The 16420-nt window shown below is 72.9% G+C and carries 8 protein-coding genes; 2 read left to right on the top strand and 6 right to left on the bottom strand.

What is annotated here, in order from left to right; all coding sequences use genetic code 11:
* Nucleotides 1–49: 49 nt before the first annotated feature.
* Nucleotides 50–1951 carry a GMC oxidoreductase gene (locus ACU6P3_RS20730; protein ID WP_447197989.1) on the bottom strand — a complete coding sequence of 634 codons (1902 nt, stop codon included), beginning with the start codon at nt 1949–1951 and terminating at the stop codon, nt 50–52.
* Between the two features lie 149 nt (nt 1952–2100).
* Nucleotides 2101–3744: a succinic semialdehyde dehydrogenase gene (locus ACU6P3_RS20725; RefSeq protein WP_447193587.1), complete on the bottom strand. Its 1644-nt coding sequence runs from the start codon at nt 3742–3744 to the stop codon at nt 2101–2103.
* A 141-nt stretch (nt 3745–3885) separates the two neighbouring features.
* On the opposite strand from ACU6P3_RS20725, the gene ACU6P3_RS20720 reads away from it, so the two are divergent.
* Nucleotides 3886–4848, top strand: coding sequence for an alpha/beta fold hydrolase (locus tag ACU6P3_RS20720; protein ID WP_447193586.1), 963 nt, complete (start codon nt 3886–3888; stop codon nt 4846–4848).
* Between the two features lie 81 nt (nt 4849–4929).
* Here ACU6P3_RS20720 and ACU6P3_RS20715 read toward each other — a convergent pair whose 3' ends face one another.
* The 4 genes from ACU6P3_RS20715 to ACU6P3_RS20700 form a co-directional block, all read right to left on the bottom strand.
* Nucleotides 4930–6912, bottom strand: coding sequence for a serine/threonine-protein kinase (locus tag ACU6P3_RS20715; protein WP_447197988.1), 1983 nt, complete (start codon nt 6910–6912; stop codon nt 4930–4932).
* Between the two features lie 228 nt (nt 6913–7140).
* On the bottom strand, nt 7141–10464 hold the full coding sequence (locus ACU6P3_RS20710) for a serine/threonine kinase C-terminal domain-containing protein (RefSeq protein ID WP_447193585.1): 3324 nt from the start codon (nt 10462–10464) through the stop codon (nt 7141–7143).
* A gap of 218 nt (nt 10465–10682) precedes the next feature.
* Nucleotides 10683–12641 carry a serine/threonine-protein kinase gene (locus ACU6P3_RS20705; RefSeq protein WP_447193584.1) on the bottom strand — a complete coding sequence of 653 codons (1959 nt, stop codon included), beginning with the start codon at nt 12639–12641 and terminating at the stop codon, nt 10683–10685.
* A gap of 367 nt (nt 12642–13008) precedes the next feature.
* Entirely contained in the window at nt 13009–14715 is a 1707-nt protein-coding gene (locus ACU6P3_RS20700; RefSeq protein ID WP_447193583.1) for a glycerol-3-phosphate dehydrogenase/oxidase, read from the bottom strand.
* Between the two features lie 340 nt (nt 14716–15055).
* Here ACU6P3_RS20700 and ACU6P3_RS20695 point away from each other — a divergent pair, with 340 nt between their 5' ends.
* Nucleotides 15056–16318: a nucleotide sugar dehydrogenase gene (locus ACU6P3_RS20695; RefSeq protein ID WP_344279313.1), complete on the top strand. Its 1263-nt coding sequence runs from the start codon at nt 15056–15058 to the stop codon at nt 16316–16318.
* Nucleotides 16319–16420: the final 102 nt, after the last annotated feature.

Genomic DNA, 16420 nt, shown 5'->3' with positions numbered 1-16420 from the left:
TCTTGCGTGCCCGCCCACTCCCGCCTCCGGCGACCGCCCCCGTCTACCGCTACCGCTGCCGCCCGGAGTCGCCGGGCATCTTCGGCATGCCGAGGAACGGCAGCCGCAGCGCGCCGAACGCCTCTTCCGGTACCGCCGGTGACACCGGTCGCACCGGCTCCAGCTCGACGTAGGACGCGCCCTGCGCGGGCCGCGGGTCCGGCTCCCCCTTGTTGGGCCAGAGGGCCATCGCGCGCTCCGCCTGCGCGGTGATGGTCAGGGACGGGTTCACGCCGAGGTTCGCGGAGACCGCCGAGCCGTCGACCACCGAGATACCGGGGTGGCCGTACAGCCGGTGGTACGGGTCGATCACGCCTTCCGCCGCCGACGCGCCGATCGGGCAGCCGCCCAGGAAGTGAGCGGTCAGCGGCGTCCCCATCAGTTCGCCCACATTGCTGCCCGGGAAGCCGTTGATCTCCTCCGCGAGCAGTGTCGCCGCCCGCGTCGCCTCCGGTATCTGCTTCGGGTTGGGGGCACCATGGCCCTGGCGGGCGGTCAGCAGTCCCTTCCCCACGCCCCTCGGTTTGCGGTACGTCGTCAGGGAGTTGTCCAGCGACTGCATGACCAGGCCGATGATCGTGCGTTCAGACCAGCGGCGGTTGGAGAACGACCGCAGCAACAACGCGGGGTGCCGGGCGACGTGTCCCAGCCAGGCCCGTATCCGCCGCTCCGCGTACGGCACTTGCAGGATGGACAGCGTCCCCATCGCGTTGGAGCCCTTGCCGTACCGTACGGGCTCGATGTGCGTGGACTCGTTCGGGTGAATCGAGGACGTGATGGCGACGCCACGCGTGAAGTCGCACTTACGGGCGCCATGGCGTGCGCGGTAGCGCCGGTCATCGGTCTGCGCGCCCACCAGCGCCTCGGAATTGGTACGGGTCAGCTCCCCCAGCCGGGCCGAGAGACGTGGCAGCAGGCCACGGTCCCTCATCGTGTGCAGCAGCGTCTGCGTGCCGTAGGTGCCCGCGGCGATCACGACCCGGCGGGCGCGCAGCACGGTGTGACGCGTGCTCCCCCGTCGCCTGTCCGCGCCCGTGTTCGTGTCCGCGCGGGTGTCCGGCTCCGCGCCGGTGTCCATGTCCGCAGTCGCAGTCTTGCGTCCCGTGACGCGGCGCGCGTCGGTCGGCACGGTGAAGACCCGGTAACCGTCCGCGCCATCCTCCGTCACCGCGACCACCGACGTCATCGGACGGATGGCCGCCCCGGCCCGCTCGGCCAGGTGGAGATAGTTCTCGGTGAGGCTGTTCTTCGCGCCCTGCCGACACCCCGTCATGCACGCGCCGCACTCGGTGCACGCGGTACGGGACGGCCCCGCGCCGCCGAAGTACGGATCGTCCACGGCGGTCCCCGGCCCGGCCGCGGCACCCTTGCCGTCGGCGTCCTCGCCGTCCCCGAAGAAGACCCCGACCGGTGCCCGGCGGAAGCTCTCCCCGACCCCCATCGCCTCGGCGGTCGCCTTGAGATGGACGTCGGAGGCGGTCATGGTGGGGTTGATCCGTACGCCGAGCATGCGCCGCGCCTGGTCGTAATAGGGGGCGAGTTCCCGTTTCCAGTCGGTGACGGCCGCCCACTGCGGGTCCTCGAAGAACGCGGCGGGCGGTACGTACAGCGTGTTGGCGTAGTTGAGCGAGCCGCCGCCGACCCCGGCGCCCGCGAGCACCATGACATGGCCGAGCAGGTGCACCCGCTGGATGCCGTAGAGCCCGAGGGCGGGCGCCCAGAGGTAGTTCCTGAGATCCCAGGAACTCTTGGGGAGGGTGTCGCGGGTGAAGCGGCGGCCCGCCTCCAGGACGCCGACGCGGTAACCCTTCTCGGTCAGACGCAGCGCGGCGACCGAGCCGCCGAACCCCGAGCCGACCACGATGACGTCGTAGTCGTACTCCCGGTCGGCGTACGCGCTGCCCTCCCGCACGCTGTCCCCCTGCGCGCGGTCGCCGTGCCCCCGGTCGTCGTCCCCGGCGTGGCCGCCGGCCTGTGCGGGACTGTCCTGTGTCACTGGCTCTCCTCGTCGAGAGGGCGGGAGGGGCCGCCGGGGTGCGCGCTGCCGCTCACCACCGCGCGCTACCGCAGCCGCAGTGCCTTCATCACCCGCAGGCTCCGGCTCATGAACGCGGCGTACGCCTCGTCGTCCATCCCGAACGCCGGTCCCATGGGCAGGAGCCGCTGCCGCGCGACGGTCTGGGCCTCGGTGAACCTGAGGATGCCCTCGGACCCGTGCCGCCGGCCCAGACCGGAGTCCTTCATGCCGCCCATGGGCGACCGCACGCTGCCGTACGCCGACGCGTACGCCTCATTGATATTGACCGTGCCCACCCGCAGCCGGGACGCGACCTCGTGGCCGCGCCGGGCGTCCCTCGTCCACACGCTGGCGTTGAGTCCGTACGGTGTCGCGTTGGCGAGCCGGATCGCCTCGTCCTCGTCGCCGAAGCGGTAGAGGGAGACGACCGGACCGAAGGTCTCCTCCGCGCACACCGCCATGGGCGCCTCGACGCCCTCGAGGACGGTCGGCTCGTGGACGTACGGCCCTATGTCGGGGCGGGCGACACCGCCGGCGAGGACCGTGGCGCCCTTGGCCACGGCCTCCTCGACGTGGCCGGTCACCGCCTTCAACTGGCGCTCGCCGGCCAGGGACCCCATGTCCGCGCCGTACGCGAGCGAGGTGCCGAGCCGCATCGCCTTCGTGCGGGCCACGAACCGCTCCGCGAAGACGTCGGCGACCGACTCGTGGACGTACAGCCGCTCGACCGAGACGCACAACTGCCCGGCGGAGGTGAAGCAGGCACGGACCGCGCCCGCCGCCGCCTTCTCCACGTCCGCGTCCGCGAGCACCAGCAGGGGGTTCTTGCCGCCGAGTTCGAGGGTGGCGCCGACGAGCCGGGCGGCGGCCCTGGCCGCGACCTCACGGCCGGTACGGGTCGAGCCGGTGAACGAGACGTAGTCCGCGTGCCGCACCACCTCGGGCCCGACGACCGGGCCCTCGCCCAGCACGACCTGGAACACCGCCTCGGGGAGCCCGGCCTCGATCAGCAGCTCGCGCGCCCACAGAGCGGACAGCGCGGTCTCCGTGTCGGGCTTCATCACGACGGCGTTGCCGGAGACTAACGCGGGCAGGGCGTCGCCGACGGACAGTTCGAGCGGGTAGTTCCAGGGAACGATCTGACCGACGACCCCGCGCGGCCGGCGCAGTTCGGTGACCTTCGTCAGCACGGGGACGACGCCGATGTGCCGCTTCGGGCGCAGGTACGAGGACGCGGCCCGGCCGTAGTGCCGGGCGACGACGGCCACGCCCTGGACCTCCTCGTGGGCGTGCAGCCTGGCCTTGCCCGTCTCCAGCTGGACGAGGTCCAGGACCTCGGCCTGGCGTTCCAGGAGGAGGTCGTGGAAGCGGAGCAGGACGGCCGCGCGCTCGCGCACGGGCGTGTCGGCCCAGACGGGCTGGGCGGAACGGGCCCGGTCGAACGCGGTCGCCACGTCCTCGGGGGTGGACTCGGGCAGGTCCGCCAGCTTCCGGGCGGTGAGCGGCGTATGACTCGCGGTACGGCCCGAGCCGACGACGTCGCGCGTGAGCCGGGCGACGACGTCCGGCGTGACGACATCGGCCGCCGTACGCGCACCGGCGGGGGCGGCCGCGACGGGGTTGGTGCCGAGTGGGCCCGGCAGCCCGGCGCCGGTGTCAGGTGCGGTGGGATCCTGCGACTCGGTCATGCGCCCGAGGGTATGACGCTCCCCGCACGTTTGACTACCAGGCGGTAACACATTCGGCCCGGCCGACGACGGCCCGGTCAACGCCGGCGTGACCGACAACGACATGGTCGACAGCTGACGTACCGTCACTATTCTGGGCACATGGTTGAGCATCGCGCTGTCGACGTGAACGGGGTACGGCTGCACATCGCGGAGGAGGGCGAGGGGCCACTCGTGGTGCTGTTGCACGGCTTCCCCGAGTGCTGGTACTCGTGGCGGCACCAGTTCGGCCCGCTCGCCGCCCGCGGCTTCCACGTCGTCGCCCCCGACCAGCGCGGCTACGGCCGCAGCGAACGCCCCGAGGCGGTCGACGCGTACACGATCCTGCACCTCGTCGGCGATGTCGTCGGCCTGATCCACGCGCTGGGCGAGGAACGCGCCTTCGTCGTGGGCCACGACTGGGGCGCGCCCGTCGCCTGGCACACGGCCCTGCTGCGGCCCGATGTCGTCCGTGGAGTCGCCGGACTGAGCGTCCCGCCGCCGTTCCGGGGCGGTTCCCGGCCACTGGAGGCGATGAACAAGCTGTTCGACGGGCAGTTCTACTGGAACTACTTCGAGAAGCCCGGGGTCGCCGAGGCCGAGTTCGAACGGGACGTGCGCACGTCCCTGCGGCGGTTCCTCTACGCGGCCTCCGGCGACAACCCCGCCAACGTCACCCCTCCCCAGCCACTCGTCCCGCGCGGCGGCGGTTTCCTGGAGCGGATGCCCGAGCCGGAGACGCTGCCGTCCTGGCTGACCGAGGCCGATGTGGACGTCTTCGCCGAGGAGTACGCCGCCAACGGCTTCACCGGGGGCCTGAACTGGTACCGCAACATCGACCGGAACTGGGAGCTGACGGCCCCCTGGGCCGGTGCGACGGTCCAGCCGCCCGCCCTCTACATCGCCGGTGACCGGGACCTGGTGACCGCGTTCCCCGGCACCCCGGAACTCGTCGAGAACCTGCCCCGGCTGCTGCCCGACGTCCGGGAGCCTCTCATCCTCCCCGGCTGCGGCCACTGGACGCAGCAGGAGCGGCCGGACGAGGTCAACGCGGCGCTGCTCGGCTTCCTGGACGAACTGCTCTGATCCAGCCGGGTCCCGGTCCATTCCGGCAGTTGTGCTGCCGTGCTGCCGTGCTGCCGAGGCGCGAGCACAGAGCAGTGACAGTCAGCGGGCGGCGTCGCTCGGCGGCGGCTGCCAGCTGCGCAGGACCGCGTCGAACTGCTTGCGCGTCTCGGTCCAGTCCTCCGCGGGACCGGCCATATAGATGGCGTACTCCGTGGTGCTGTCCTCGGAGTAGTAGACCTGGTCGATCGCGCGCCGCTCGATCGGCGCCGCCGCCGCGTTCCAGGTGAACTCCCAGCGGGCGGACAGCTTCATGTCGCGGAAGTCGTTCGGCGCGAGCTCCAGCCGTTCGTACTGCGGAAGCCGCTTCAGGACGCCCTGCTCCATGCTTTGCAGGTGCTGGTACGGCGTCTCGAAGTCGGGCGGACCGATGCTGATCCGTATGAGATGCACACCGTTGTCGGGGGAGTAGTCGATCTGCTCGCTGGCGGCGAGGCGCTCCCAGCCCTCGGGGATGCTCATGCTGAAGCCCTCCGGGGCCTCGACGCGCTGCCAGCCCTCGGCGACCGTGTCCCCCTGGGAGCCGCCGGTGTCGCCATGGTCCGTTCCGCCGGAGGTCGTGTCGTCGGCGGCCGTATCGTCACCGGACGTACCGTCGTTCCCCGTTCCGCCTCCGGTGTCGGTCACGTTCTCCTCGGAACCGCCACCGCCGTACGAGTACTGCAGGGCGGCGTATCCGGCACCGCTCCCGAGAAGTGCCGCGACGACGACGGCCACGATCGTCCTGCGCCTGCGGTCGCGCCGACGGTCCCGCTCCGGCTCCCGGGCCCCCTGCGGGCCCTGGACACGGGGCTCGCCCGGCCCCTGGCCCTGGCCCTGGCCCTGGCCCTGGCCCGGCTGGTGGTACCCCGCCGGAAGAGGTGCGGACGGCATCGGTCCGGGTGGCACGGCCCCGGCCCCGACCCCGGCTCCCGCGCCGGTTTCGGAGGCGGCGACGGCACCGCTACCGGCGCCGAGGCCGGTCCCGGCGCCCGCTCCGGCCCCGGCTCCGATGCCCGATGCCGACTGGCTCCCGGCGGACTCCGCGGCCAAGGGCTGTGGCCGGTCCTGCGCAGGAGGCAGGACCTGCGCGGGAGACGGGGCTTGCCCGGGAGACGGGGCTTGCGCGCCGGCGGGGACATGCGCGCCGGCGGGCGACGACAGCCGGTCGCTGTCCGGCAGCACCCGGGTCCGCGCGTGCGTCGTCGCCTCGGCGCTCTCCGCCCGCCCCTCCAGCACCCCACGCAGCATCCGCTCGACCTCGTCCGCCTCCGGCCGGTCCTGCGGCTCCTTGGCGAGCAGCGCGTCGATCACGGGCGTGAGCGGCCCCGCACGTTCGGGGCGGTGCACCTCCTCCGCCACCACGGCCTGCATGGTGCTCAGCGGTGAGGTGCGGCGGAACGGCGAGTTCCCCTGCACCGCCGTGTACAGCGTCACCCCCAGCGACCAGAGGTCGGACGCCGGCCCGGGGTCGGAGCCTCGTACCCGTTCAGGCGCCAGGTAATCGATGGAACCGATGAGTTCACCGGTCCTGGTGAGGGTCGAGTCCCCTTCTATCGCCGCGATGCCGAAGTCGGTGAGCAGCACCCTGCTGCCCCGTTCGAGCAGCACGTTGCCGGGCTTCACATCGCGGTGCAGCACCCCCGCGGCGTGCGCGGCACGCAGTGCGTCGAGGGTCTCCAGGCCGATCCTGGCCACCTCGTGGACCGCGAGCGGCCCGGACGCCTTGATGGTGTCGGCCAGGGACGGTCCGTCGACGTACTGCATGACGATCCACGGCCGGTCGTCGTGGTCGAGGACGTCATGGACGGTCACGACGCCCGGGTGGGTGATCCGGGCCGCGGCCCGCGCCTCCGTGCGGGTCCGCCGGTGCAGGACGGCGCGGTCGGCCTCGGAGACGTAGCTCCCCGCGGTCAGCTCCTTGATGGCCACCACGCGGTGCAGCACCTCGTCGTGGGCGCGCCACACCTTGCCCATGCCGCCGCTGCCGATGGCCTCACCCAGCCGGTAGCGGCCGGCGAGCACCGGCCCCGTGCTCGTACCCATGTCCGTGCCCCGTACCTCGATCGTGCTCCACGTCCTGCCCGGTTCCTCGGGATCACAGGTTACGGAGCGAAGGCCCATGGGGGGAACTTCGGGTGTCCCAGGTGACCGCACTGTGACCCCGAAGCGCGACAAAGTCACCCGTAGAGGACGTACGGCGGGGCCGGGTACGCCTCCTGACGGCGCGGAATATCCTGACTCGATCACCCTCCGTGAAGAGGGCCTTACCTCTCAGCCCGTCATGCGGTAGGCGTTCACGGCCTGTTGGTACATCTCGTCGACCTTGTCCCGCTCTCCCTCCGGGCCGATGACCTGGATGACGTGGTACCGGCCGCTGATGACCATCGCGAGGTTCCGTACATAGACGGGGCGGCCGCTGCTGTCCTGCCAGGTGTACCGGCCCTCGGCCATGGCCTGTCGGCCCACGTCGACCCGGCGTTCCCCGCTGACCTCCGCCCAGGAGGAGTCGCGGTACGGCTGGATCTCGCGTTCCTTGTCGCGCTGGTAGGCCAGCGGGTCCGCGCCGTTGTCCGCGACGGAGTCCCGGCCCGGTACGACGATCAGCGTGAAGTCGCCGCCCTCGTAGCGGACTTGCCCGCTGTCGTTGATGGGCCGACGCTGCCAGTCCTCGTCGACCGCGATCTGGAACCCTTCCCTGTCCTTGCGGAGGACGTAGCCGTCGGCGACGTTGACGGCGGGGTCGGAGGTCTGCGGCGCGGAGGCGTTGGGCTGCTCGGCGCCGCCCGAACCCGCGTCCGCCGAGCCGGGGTCCGTCGTTTCCGACGGCCGGCCCGGATCCTGACCGCCCGGCGCCGCGCCCCCGGCGGACGCGCCCGGACTCGCCTCGTCGACACTGCTGCCGGGGCCACCCGCGTCGTTCTTCGGCATGAAGAGAACGGCGTAGGCGATGGCGGCGGCGAGCAGCAGCAGTATCAGCAGCAGGAGGGTGCGGCCCAGCGCGCGCGGGCCGCGGCCCTGCCCCGGCCGTCCGGCCCCGCGGGACCGCTCCTCCCGGTCCGACCACGCCATCCGGTCGTCACGGTCACCACGGTCGGCGCGTCCGGCCCGGTCCGACCGCCCGGGCGCGCCCAGCCGCTCCGCGCGGGCGTACGCCTCCTCGGCCCCGGGCGGGTACCGGCCGTCGTCCCCGTACGGGAGCGTCGCCTCCCGCTGGAGCCGCGCCTGCCGAGTCCGCTCGTCGGACAGGTCCGCACCGGACATGCCGATCGCGCCGGCCCCGCTGTCCCTGCCCGCGCGCTCCGCCCGCTCCCTGCCCTTGCGGTGACGGTGGCGCCCGTGACCGAGGTCGCGGTCGCGCCCCCGCCACCAGCGCTTGCGCACCAGCTCGCCACGGCGCCGCACGATCGGCAGGCGCGCCTCGTCCGCGGGCAGCGGTACGACGTCCAGTCCGGCCTCCGGTTCGGGCGCGGACCTTATGAGCGACCGCAGCCAGCCGCGCAGTTCCTCGAAGTCGGGGCGTTCGGTGGGGTCCTGTCGCAGCAGCGACTCCACGACCGGGCGCAGCGGACCACACTCCTCGGCGAATGCGGGCGGTTCGGCGCAGACGAGCTGGACGAGCTCGGCCGCGTTCTCCTCCGGGTACGGGGCGTGGCCCTGCACCGCGCGGTACAGCAGCGCGCCGAGCGCCCACAGGTCGGTGGCGGGCCCGATGGGCGGGGCCAGCTGCCAGTTCTCGTGCACGGGCCCGGCCTGCTCGGGCGCCCAGCGCTCGGTGACCGCGCCGACGACGGCGATCCGCGCCTGCCGGGCCCGCTCGGCGGCCAGCGGCGTGGCGGGGCCCCGGTAGGCGGGCAGCGAACCGCTCGCCACGATGTCGTCCCAGCGTCCGGCTCCCGCGCCCGGTTCCGGTACGGCGGGCAGGGCCGCCGCGTACCGCTGCGCGCCGCCGCCCGTGCCGGCGCTCAGGCCGGTCCCGCTGCCTGCGCCCGTTCGGCCGCTTCCGCCGCCACCCGCCGCCGGCAGGGACCCGGAGGAGTCGTTCCATGACGTCGGGCCGTCGTGCCAGCTGCCCGAGAGCCGGGGCCGGTAGGGGGTGGGCGGGTCGTCGTCCTCGTCGGCGTCGGCCTCGCCGAAGGGCCGGGGCCGGTCCCACCAGTCCGGCTCGCCGCCGCTCGAGGGGCCGCGGTCCTCCTGGGCGCCCCACGAGTCGTACACGGTCCCCGGCGCGGGGTCGTACGCGGATTCCGGCGACGGGCGGTCCGGCCGACCGTGCTGCGGGACGTGCCGAGCGGGGGCGTCCGTTCCCTCACCGCGTCGGGTGACGTCGGCGCCGGAGCCCACGCCCTGGCCACCCGTTCCCGTCGTGTCCGTCGCTCCTGCCACACCCGTCGCGTCCGTGTCCCGGTCCACCGCCGGAGGCAGCGCTTCCGCGCCCGGCCCCTGGTCCTCGTGCGCGCGTGCCGCCGCGCGTGCGCCCGCGCGGTAGGCGGCGATGGCCCCGGCACGGGCGGCCCGGATGTCCCCCGCGGCACTCCCGCCCGGCAGCGCGCTCCGGCCACCGTACGGGGCCGGGATCCCGGACGTGTCGCGTGGCGGACGCGGCATCGCGCCGGACGTACCGGAGGAGGCACCGTCGTCGTACGGGGCGTCCGCCGCCCGTGCCGTCTCCAGCGCGGCTCGGCCCGGACCGCCCGGCACGCCCGTGGTCACCCCCGGGTCGTACGACAGCCCCGGCGCCCCATGGCCGTGGCCCGCCAGCCCCTGGGGCGGTACGACGTGGTCCGCCGGCCCGGGACGGTCCCGCGGTCCGCCCGGGGCCCCGTGACCCTGCTCGTGGTCCTGCTCGCCACCCTGCTCGAGCGCCTGCGCGCCGGGCCGCTCCGCCCCGTACGGATCGGCCCCGTACGGTTCCGAGTCGTAGAACTCCGGTCCCTGACGCCCCGGCTCGTAGGACTCCGACTCGTGGTGCCCCTGCCGGCCGGGCCCGGCCTGGTCGGGCCGCTCCGGCACGGGCACCGGCGCGTAGCCGCACAGCGCCTCCTCGGCGGCACCGGCCGCGAGGCCGGTGAGCACGACGCGCCCGTCGTCGCAGACGAGCACCGTGCGCACGGTGATGTTCCGGTGGGTCCAGCCGTGTCCGTGCAGCACGCGGACGGCGGCGAGCACGTCCGAGGCGATCTCCGCCGCGCGGAACGGGTTCAGCGGCCTCTCGGCGAGCAGCGCGGCCAGCGGTCTGGCGGCGACGAGTTCGCTCACTATCCACAGCGAGCCCGCCTCGGCGAACACGTCGAAGACCTGGTCCAGCCGTGGGTGGTCCGGGATCTGGGCCGCGCTCTGGGCCGCCTCGATCGCCCGCCGTACCGCCGGATCCGTCGCCTTGCGCACCGAGCGTCCGGAGACCCGGCGCGGCACGGCGTCACCGTCGGCGTCGACGACCTCCGCGTCCACGACCTCCGGCAGAGGCACCTGCCTGACGAGGACTTCCTGCCCGCTGTAAGTGTCGAACGCCCTCGTCTCGGCAAGCTCGTACTCGTCGGAGGGCGGCAACGGCAGGCGGTAGCGGTCGGCCAGCACCCGGCCCGCGTAGTCGTCCACGACGCCTCCCCACCAACACGCTGTCTCCCGGTCACGGAGACTCGCGAAACCGCCAATTCCGGTCGTCTACCGGCTCATTGTGGATGCGTACGGTTCGCGAGTTCTCACGATACGTGGCCGCGGGCGAACATGTCGCAGGGTCGCGGTAACCGACCCGGGAACATACGCCTTCGCCGAACCACATCCATCCCCGCAACGAGCCCCATTCATCCGCCCGTTCAGCCCTTCGGTGCGAACGTGGCGAATGCCGTCTCGCGCAGGGTCTCACACTTCTCCGAGTCCCATGCCTCCGCGCGACAACTGATCATGATCGAGTAACCGCGCTTGTCGTCGATCTTGAAACCCCTGTTCAGGACCCGTATCCGCTTGCCGCTCTGATCACGCTCGAACGCCCAGTCCGCGACGGTCGGATAGCCCTTGTAGTCCACCTTCTTGATGCCGATCAGCCGGTAATTGCTACTGCTCCCGCTGACCGCGGGCTCGGCCGCCCGCCAGGCGGCCGCGGCGTCGTCGGTCGGGCTGCCGCCGAAGTCCACCTGCACGCGCGGGAATCCGCCGTTCTCACTGAAAATGCCGCCGGAGTTCCGTCCGGCTATACCGGTTCGGTGAAAACCCTTCGGCATGGACATCGAGAAGCGGAATTGATCATCCGTGACGGTGGCGTAGTCCGCCGGCGGTTTCCCGTCGTCCTTCTCGCCGCCCCGGTCCCCGCCGTCGTCGCCCGCACCGTCCGAGGCGTCCGAACTCTCCGACGCCTTCTCGTCGGAGCCGGAGTCCTTGCCCGAGTCCGGCCCCGACCGTCCGCTCGTGCCACCCTCGTCCGCGCTCTTGGGCGAGTCCGCGTCGCGTCCGCCGTTCTCCCTTTCCTCGTTGCCGGTGGAGGTTCCCGCCGATACGGCCGAGCCGTCCCGGCCCGCCTTCGATCCGTTCGCGTCCTCGGAGGAGTCGCCGCTGAACGCGACGAGCAGGACCGTGGAGATCAACGCCAGCGCGGCGACGACCGCGATGATCACCAGTGTGCGCCGGGGCACGACGTCGGTGAGCGACGCGCGCGGCGGCACCGGCCGCGGCGGAGCCACGGGCTCCGTCCGCCGCGCGCCCACCGCGCCGGACCCCGCCGCCGCGTTCTTCGCGGAGCGCAGCGCGCCGCGCAGCCGGTCGGCACCCCCGACGGCCGCGGCCGCCACGGGCCGCGCCGCCGGCCTGGCCGGATCGGCGGCGGGCAGCGGCGGCAGCGGAACGACCCGGGTGGCCTCCGGCTCGGGTTCCGGCTCCCGCGCCGGCTCCTCCGGCGCGTTGAGGACCCCTTCGAGCAGCACCCGCGCACCCGCGTCGTCCAGCCGCTGGGCCGGGTCCTTGGCGAGGAGCCCGTAGATGACCTCCGTCAGCGGGCCCGCGTTCTTGGGCGGGTCCAGCGGCTCGGTCATCACGGCAGTGAGGGTCGCTATGGCCGAACCCTTGTCGTACGGGGGACAGCCCTCCACCGACGCGTACAGCAGGCCGCCGAGCGACCAGAGGTCGGCGGCGGGCCCCGGCTTGTGCCCCCGGGCACGCTCGGGCGAGATGTAGGAGGGGGCGCCGACGAGCATTCCGGTGGAGGTGACCGACGGGTCGCCCTCGACCTGGGCGATCCCGAAGTCCGTGAGGACGACCCGCCCGTCCTCGGCGATGAGCACGTTCGACGGCTTCACGTCACGGTGCAGAATGCCCTCGCGGTGCGCCGAACGCAGGACGTCCAGGACGGCGAGGCCCACCTCGGCCGCCCGTCTCGGTGACAGGAGGCCGTCCTCCCGGATCGCTTCGGCCAGCGACTTGCCCTCGACCAGCTCCATGACGATCCAGGGCCGGTCGTCCTCGTCCACGACGTCGAAGACGGTGACGGCGCCGTTGTTGCGGATCCGGGCGATCGCCTTGGCCTCGCGCAGCGTGCGCGTGATGAGCCGTCGCTTCTCGTCCTCGTCGATGCTGGAGGGGAACCGCAGCTCCTTCACCGCGACCGTACGGCCGAGCGTCTCGTCGAGGGCTCGCCAGACGGTGCCCATGCCGCCGCGCCCGAGGACCGCGCCGAGCCGGTACCGCCCCGCGAGCAGCCGCCCCTCGGGACTGGTGTCGGCGCTCCTGTCCGCGTCCTTACGGGGCTCCTTCGCCGTGTCCCGCAACTGCTTCGACTCCGACATGCGTCCCCTCTGCGATACCCGATCCTGGCGCGACCGCCGCCCACCCGCGCGGTGCGTAACGCCCCCTGGCAGAGCCTTCATTGTCCCTCACTCCGGGACCGTCACCGTTCGCGGGGCCCGCGTCCGACGGGGGAAGGACGGTGAAAAAGACCTCACCGGGCCCCTCCTCCGCCCTCGTCCGGCCACCTTGCCGACCAGAACTCTGTTCGAAATGGATGCGATCGCGCCACGAATCGGCGTTCTCCCCATAGGCCGGAAGAGTGACAACGTGTCTTGTAGAGCCGTTCACCCCCGATTTGGCCTGTCCGTTATGGCTGCTCGCGTCACGGGCCGGCGGGCCGGGAGGGCCGCACGGCCCGGCGGACGCTCAGATCGGCACGATGTCAGGCGCGCCGAGTCGCGCCGCGTCCGCGGTCCGGTCGTCCGGCTGCCGCTGCGACTCCCGTTCCGCCTCGACCCGTTTCTCATAGTGCTCGACCTCGCGGTCCACCTGGTCCGCGCCCCACCCGAGCACCGGCGCCATCAGCTCCGCGCACTCCCGCGCGCTGCGCGCGCCCCGGTCGAAGGTCTCTATGGAGATCCGGGTCCGGCGCGTGAGCACGTCGTCGAGATGGCGCGCGCCCTCGTGGGAGGCCGCGTAGACGATCTCGGCCCGCAGATAGTCGTCGGCGGCGGCCAGCGGCTCGCCCAGGCCCGGGTCGGCGGTGATCAGGTCCAGCAGCTCCCCCACCACCGTCCCGTAGCGGTTCAGCAGGTGTTCCACGCGTGCCACATGCAGTCCGGTGCGCGCGGCCAGGCCGGCCCGCCCGTTCCAGAGCGCGGCGAAGCCCTCGGCGCCGAGCAGCGGCACCTCCTCCGTGACGCAGTCCGCCACCCGCCGGTCGAGGCCGTGCACCGCCTCGTCCACGGCGTCCTTGGCCATCACCCGGTACGTCGTGTACTTGCCGCCGGCGACGACCACCATGCCGGGCACGGGGTGCGCGACCGTGTGCTCGCGGGAGAGCTTGCTGGTCGCGTCCGACTCCCCGGCCAGCAGGGGGCGCAGCCCCGCGTACACGCCCTGGACGTCGTCCCGGGTCAGCGGGACCGACAGCACCGCGTTCACATGTTCCAGCAGGTAGTCGATGTCCGCGCTGGAGGCCGCGGGGTGGGCCTTGTCCAGGTCCCAGTCCGTGTCGGTGGTGCCCACGATCCAGTGGCGGCCCCAGGGGATGACGAACAGCACCGACTTCTCGGTCCGCAGGATCAGGCCCGTCGTGGAGTGGATCCGGTCCTTGGGCACGACCAGGTGGATACCCTTGGACGCGCGGACGTGGAACTGTCCGCGCTCGGCGATCAGCGACTGGGTGTCGTCCGTCCACACCCCGGTCGCGTTGACGATCTGCCTGGCCCGGATCTCGTACTCCCCGCCGGCCTCGACGTCCTGGACCCGCGCCCCGACCACCCGCTCGCCCTCCCGCAGGAACCCGGTCACCCGCGCGCGGGAGGCCACGTGCGCGCCGTACGTCGCGGCCGTACGGACCAGGGTGGTGACGAAGCGCGCGTCGTCCATCTGCGCGTCGTAGTACTGCAACGCGCCGACCAGCGCGTCCTTCTTCAGGCAGGGAGCCACCCGCAGCGCGTGCCGCCGCGAGAGGTGGCGGTGGACCGGCAGGCCCCTGCCGTGCCCGGACGAGACGGACATCGTGTCGTACAGCGCGACGCCCGTGCCCGCGTAGAGCCGCTCCCAGCCCCGGTGCCGCAGCGGATACAGGAAAGGCACCGGCTTCACCAGGTGAGGGGCCAGCTTCTCCAGGAGCAGCCCCCTCTCCTTGAGAGCTTCCCGTACGAGGGAGAAGTCGAGCATCTCCAGATAGCGCAGGCCGCCGTGGATCAGCTTGCTCGACCGGCTCGACGTGCCGGACGCCCAGTCCCGCGCCTCGACCAGTCCGGTCGTCAGTCCTCGGGTCACGGCGTCGAGAGCGGTCCCGGCACCCACCACGCCCGCGCCCACGACCAGCACGTCCAGTTCACGCTCGGCCATCGCCTCGAGCGCCTGGCCGCGCTCCACGGGCCCCAGTGTCGCTGTCCTCACCGCTGCCTCCCGTCGTCCCCCATGTGGTCGGGCTCACAGCTTCGATTCTGTCCGCACCACGCGACTTCAGCCACCGCCTGTGGATAACTCCGGTTCCGGTTCACGGATCGCACGGGTGTACGGGGACCACAGGTGACGCAGGTGACGCAGGTGACGCAGGTGACGCACGACCATGCCCGCACCTGGCCGTCCAATGAATAACCCCAACAAATAACCCGGCCACGGCGAGCAATGCCGCATAACGGTCATATTTACGCCTAGTCTGACGGTGCGCCCGCCCATGTGTCCATCGGACTCGCGCCTTCTGTCCACTCCGGCCAAGGGAAGGACGGCCACCGCCGTGCCCGCAGATCTCGCCGTCATCGGCCTCGGTCATCTCGGCCTGCCCCTCGCCCAGGCCGCCGTGGCCGCCGGTATCGACACCATCGGCTACGACACCGACCCCCGGCCGGTCACGGATCTGACCGCCGGCCACGCCCCCCTCGACGGCCCGCTCACCGCCGCCGACATCCGCCGGATGCTCTCGGGCGGCTTCCGGCCCACCACCACCCCCGATGCGCTGGGCCGGGTCCGTACCGCCGTGATCTGCGCGCCCGCCCCGCTCGGCGCCGACGGCACCCCGGACCTCACCGCGATCGGCGACGCGGCGGCCGCACTGGCCGCCCGGCTGCGTCCGCACACCACCGTGCTGCTGGAGTCACCGGTCGCGCCCGGCACCACGGAAGGCTTCCTGCGCGGCCTCCTGGAAGACGGCTCGGGCCTGCGCGCCGGCCGCGACTTCCACCTCGCCTACTCCCCCGGCAGGCTCGACCCCGGGAACCGCACCCACGGCCTGGCCAACACCCCCAAGGTGATCGGCGGCCTCACGCCGGCCTGCACCGAGGCCGCCGCCGCTTTCTACGGCCGTCTCACCGACAAGGTCGTCCGGGCCCGAGGCCCGCGCGAGGCGGAGACCGTCAAGCTCCTGGAGACCAACTTCCGGCACGTCAACATCGCCCTGGTCAACGAAATGGCCGTGCTCTGCCACGACCTCGGCGTCGACCTGTGGGACGTCATCCGGTGCGCCGAGACCAAGCCGTTCGGCTTCCAGGCGTTCCGGCCGGGCCCCGGGGTCGGCGGCCACGGCGTGGCACTGGACCCCGGCTACCTGCCGGGCGCCGGGCGCACACCCGGCCACCCCCTGCGCATGGTCGGGCTCGCGCGGGAGATCAACAGCCGGATGCCGCGGTACGTCATCCAGCGCTGCGCCACCCTCCTCAACGAACACGGCAAGTCGGCACGCGGCGCCCGGGTGCTGCTCCTCGGCGTCACCTACAAGCCCGACCTCGCCGACCGGCAGGACTCACCGGCCACCGAGATCGCCTGCCGGCTGTCCGACCTGGGCGCGGCCGTCAGCTACCACGACCCCTACATCCACGACTGGCGCGTACGCGACCGGCCCGTGCCGCGCGCGGACTCCCTGTACGAGGCCGCCGCCGACGCCGATCTGACCCTGCTGCTCCAGCACCACCGCACGTACGACCTCCAAGGGCTGGCGGTCAAGGCGCAACTACTCCTCGACACCAGGGGGGCGACTCCCGCGGGCGCGGCCTACCGCCTCTGAGCCGTCTCGGCACGCCCCGCCCGCCGGGCTCGGCGACACCCGCCGGCCCGCGGCCGCTGCCCAGCCGCCGCCCCGCCGTGCGCCGCCCGCTCTCGGCCGCCC

The sequence above is a fragment of the Streptomyces hebeiensis genome, assembly GCF_052983195.1.
Note: the sequence above shows the minus strand (reverse complement) of the source record. Positions and strands in the feature narration are given on the sequence as shown.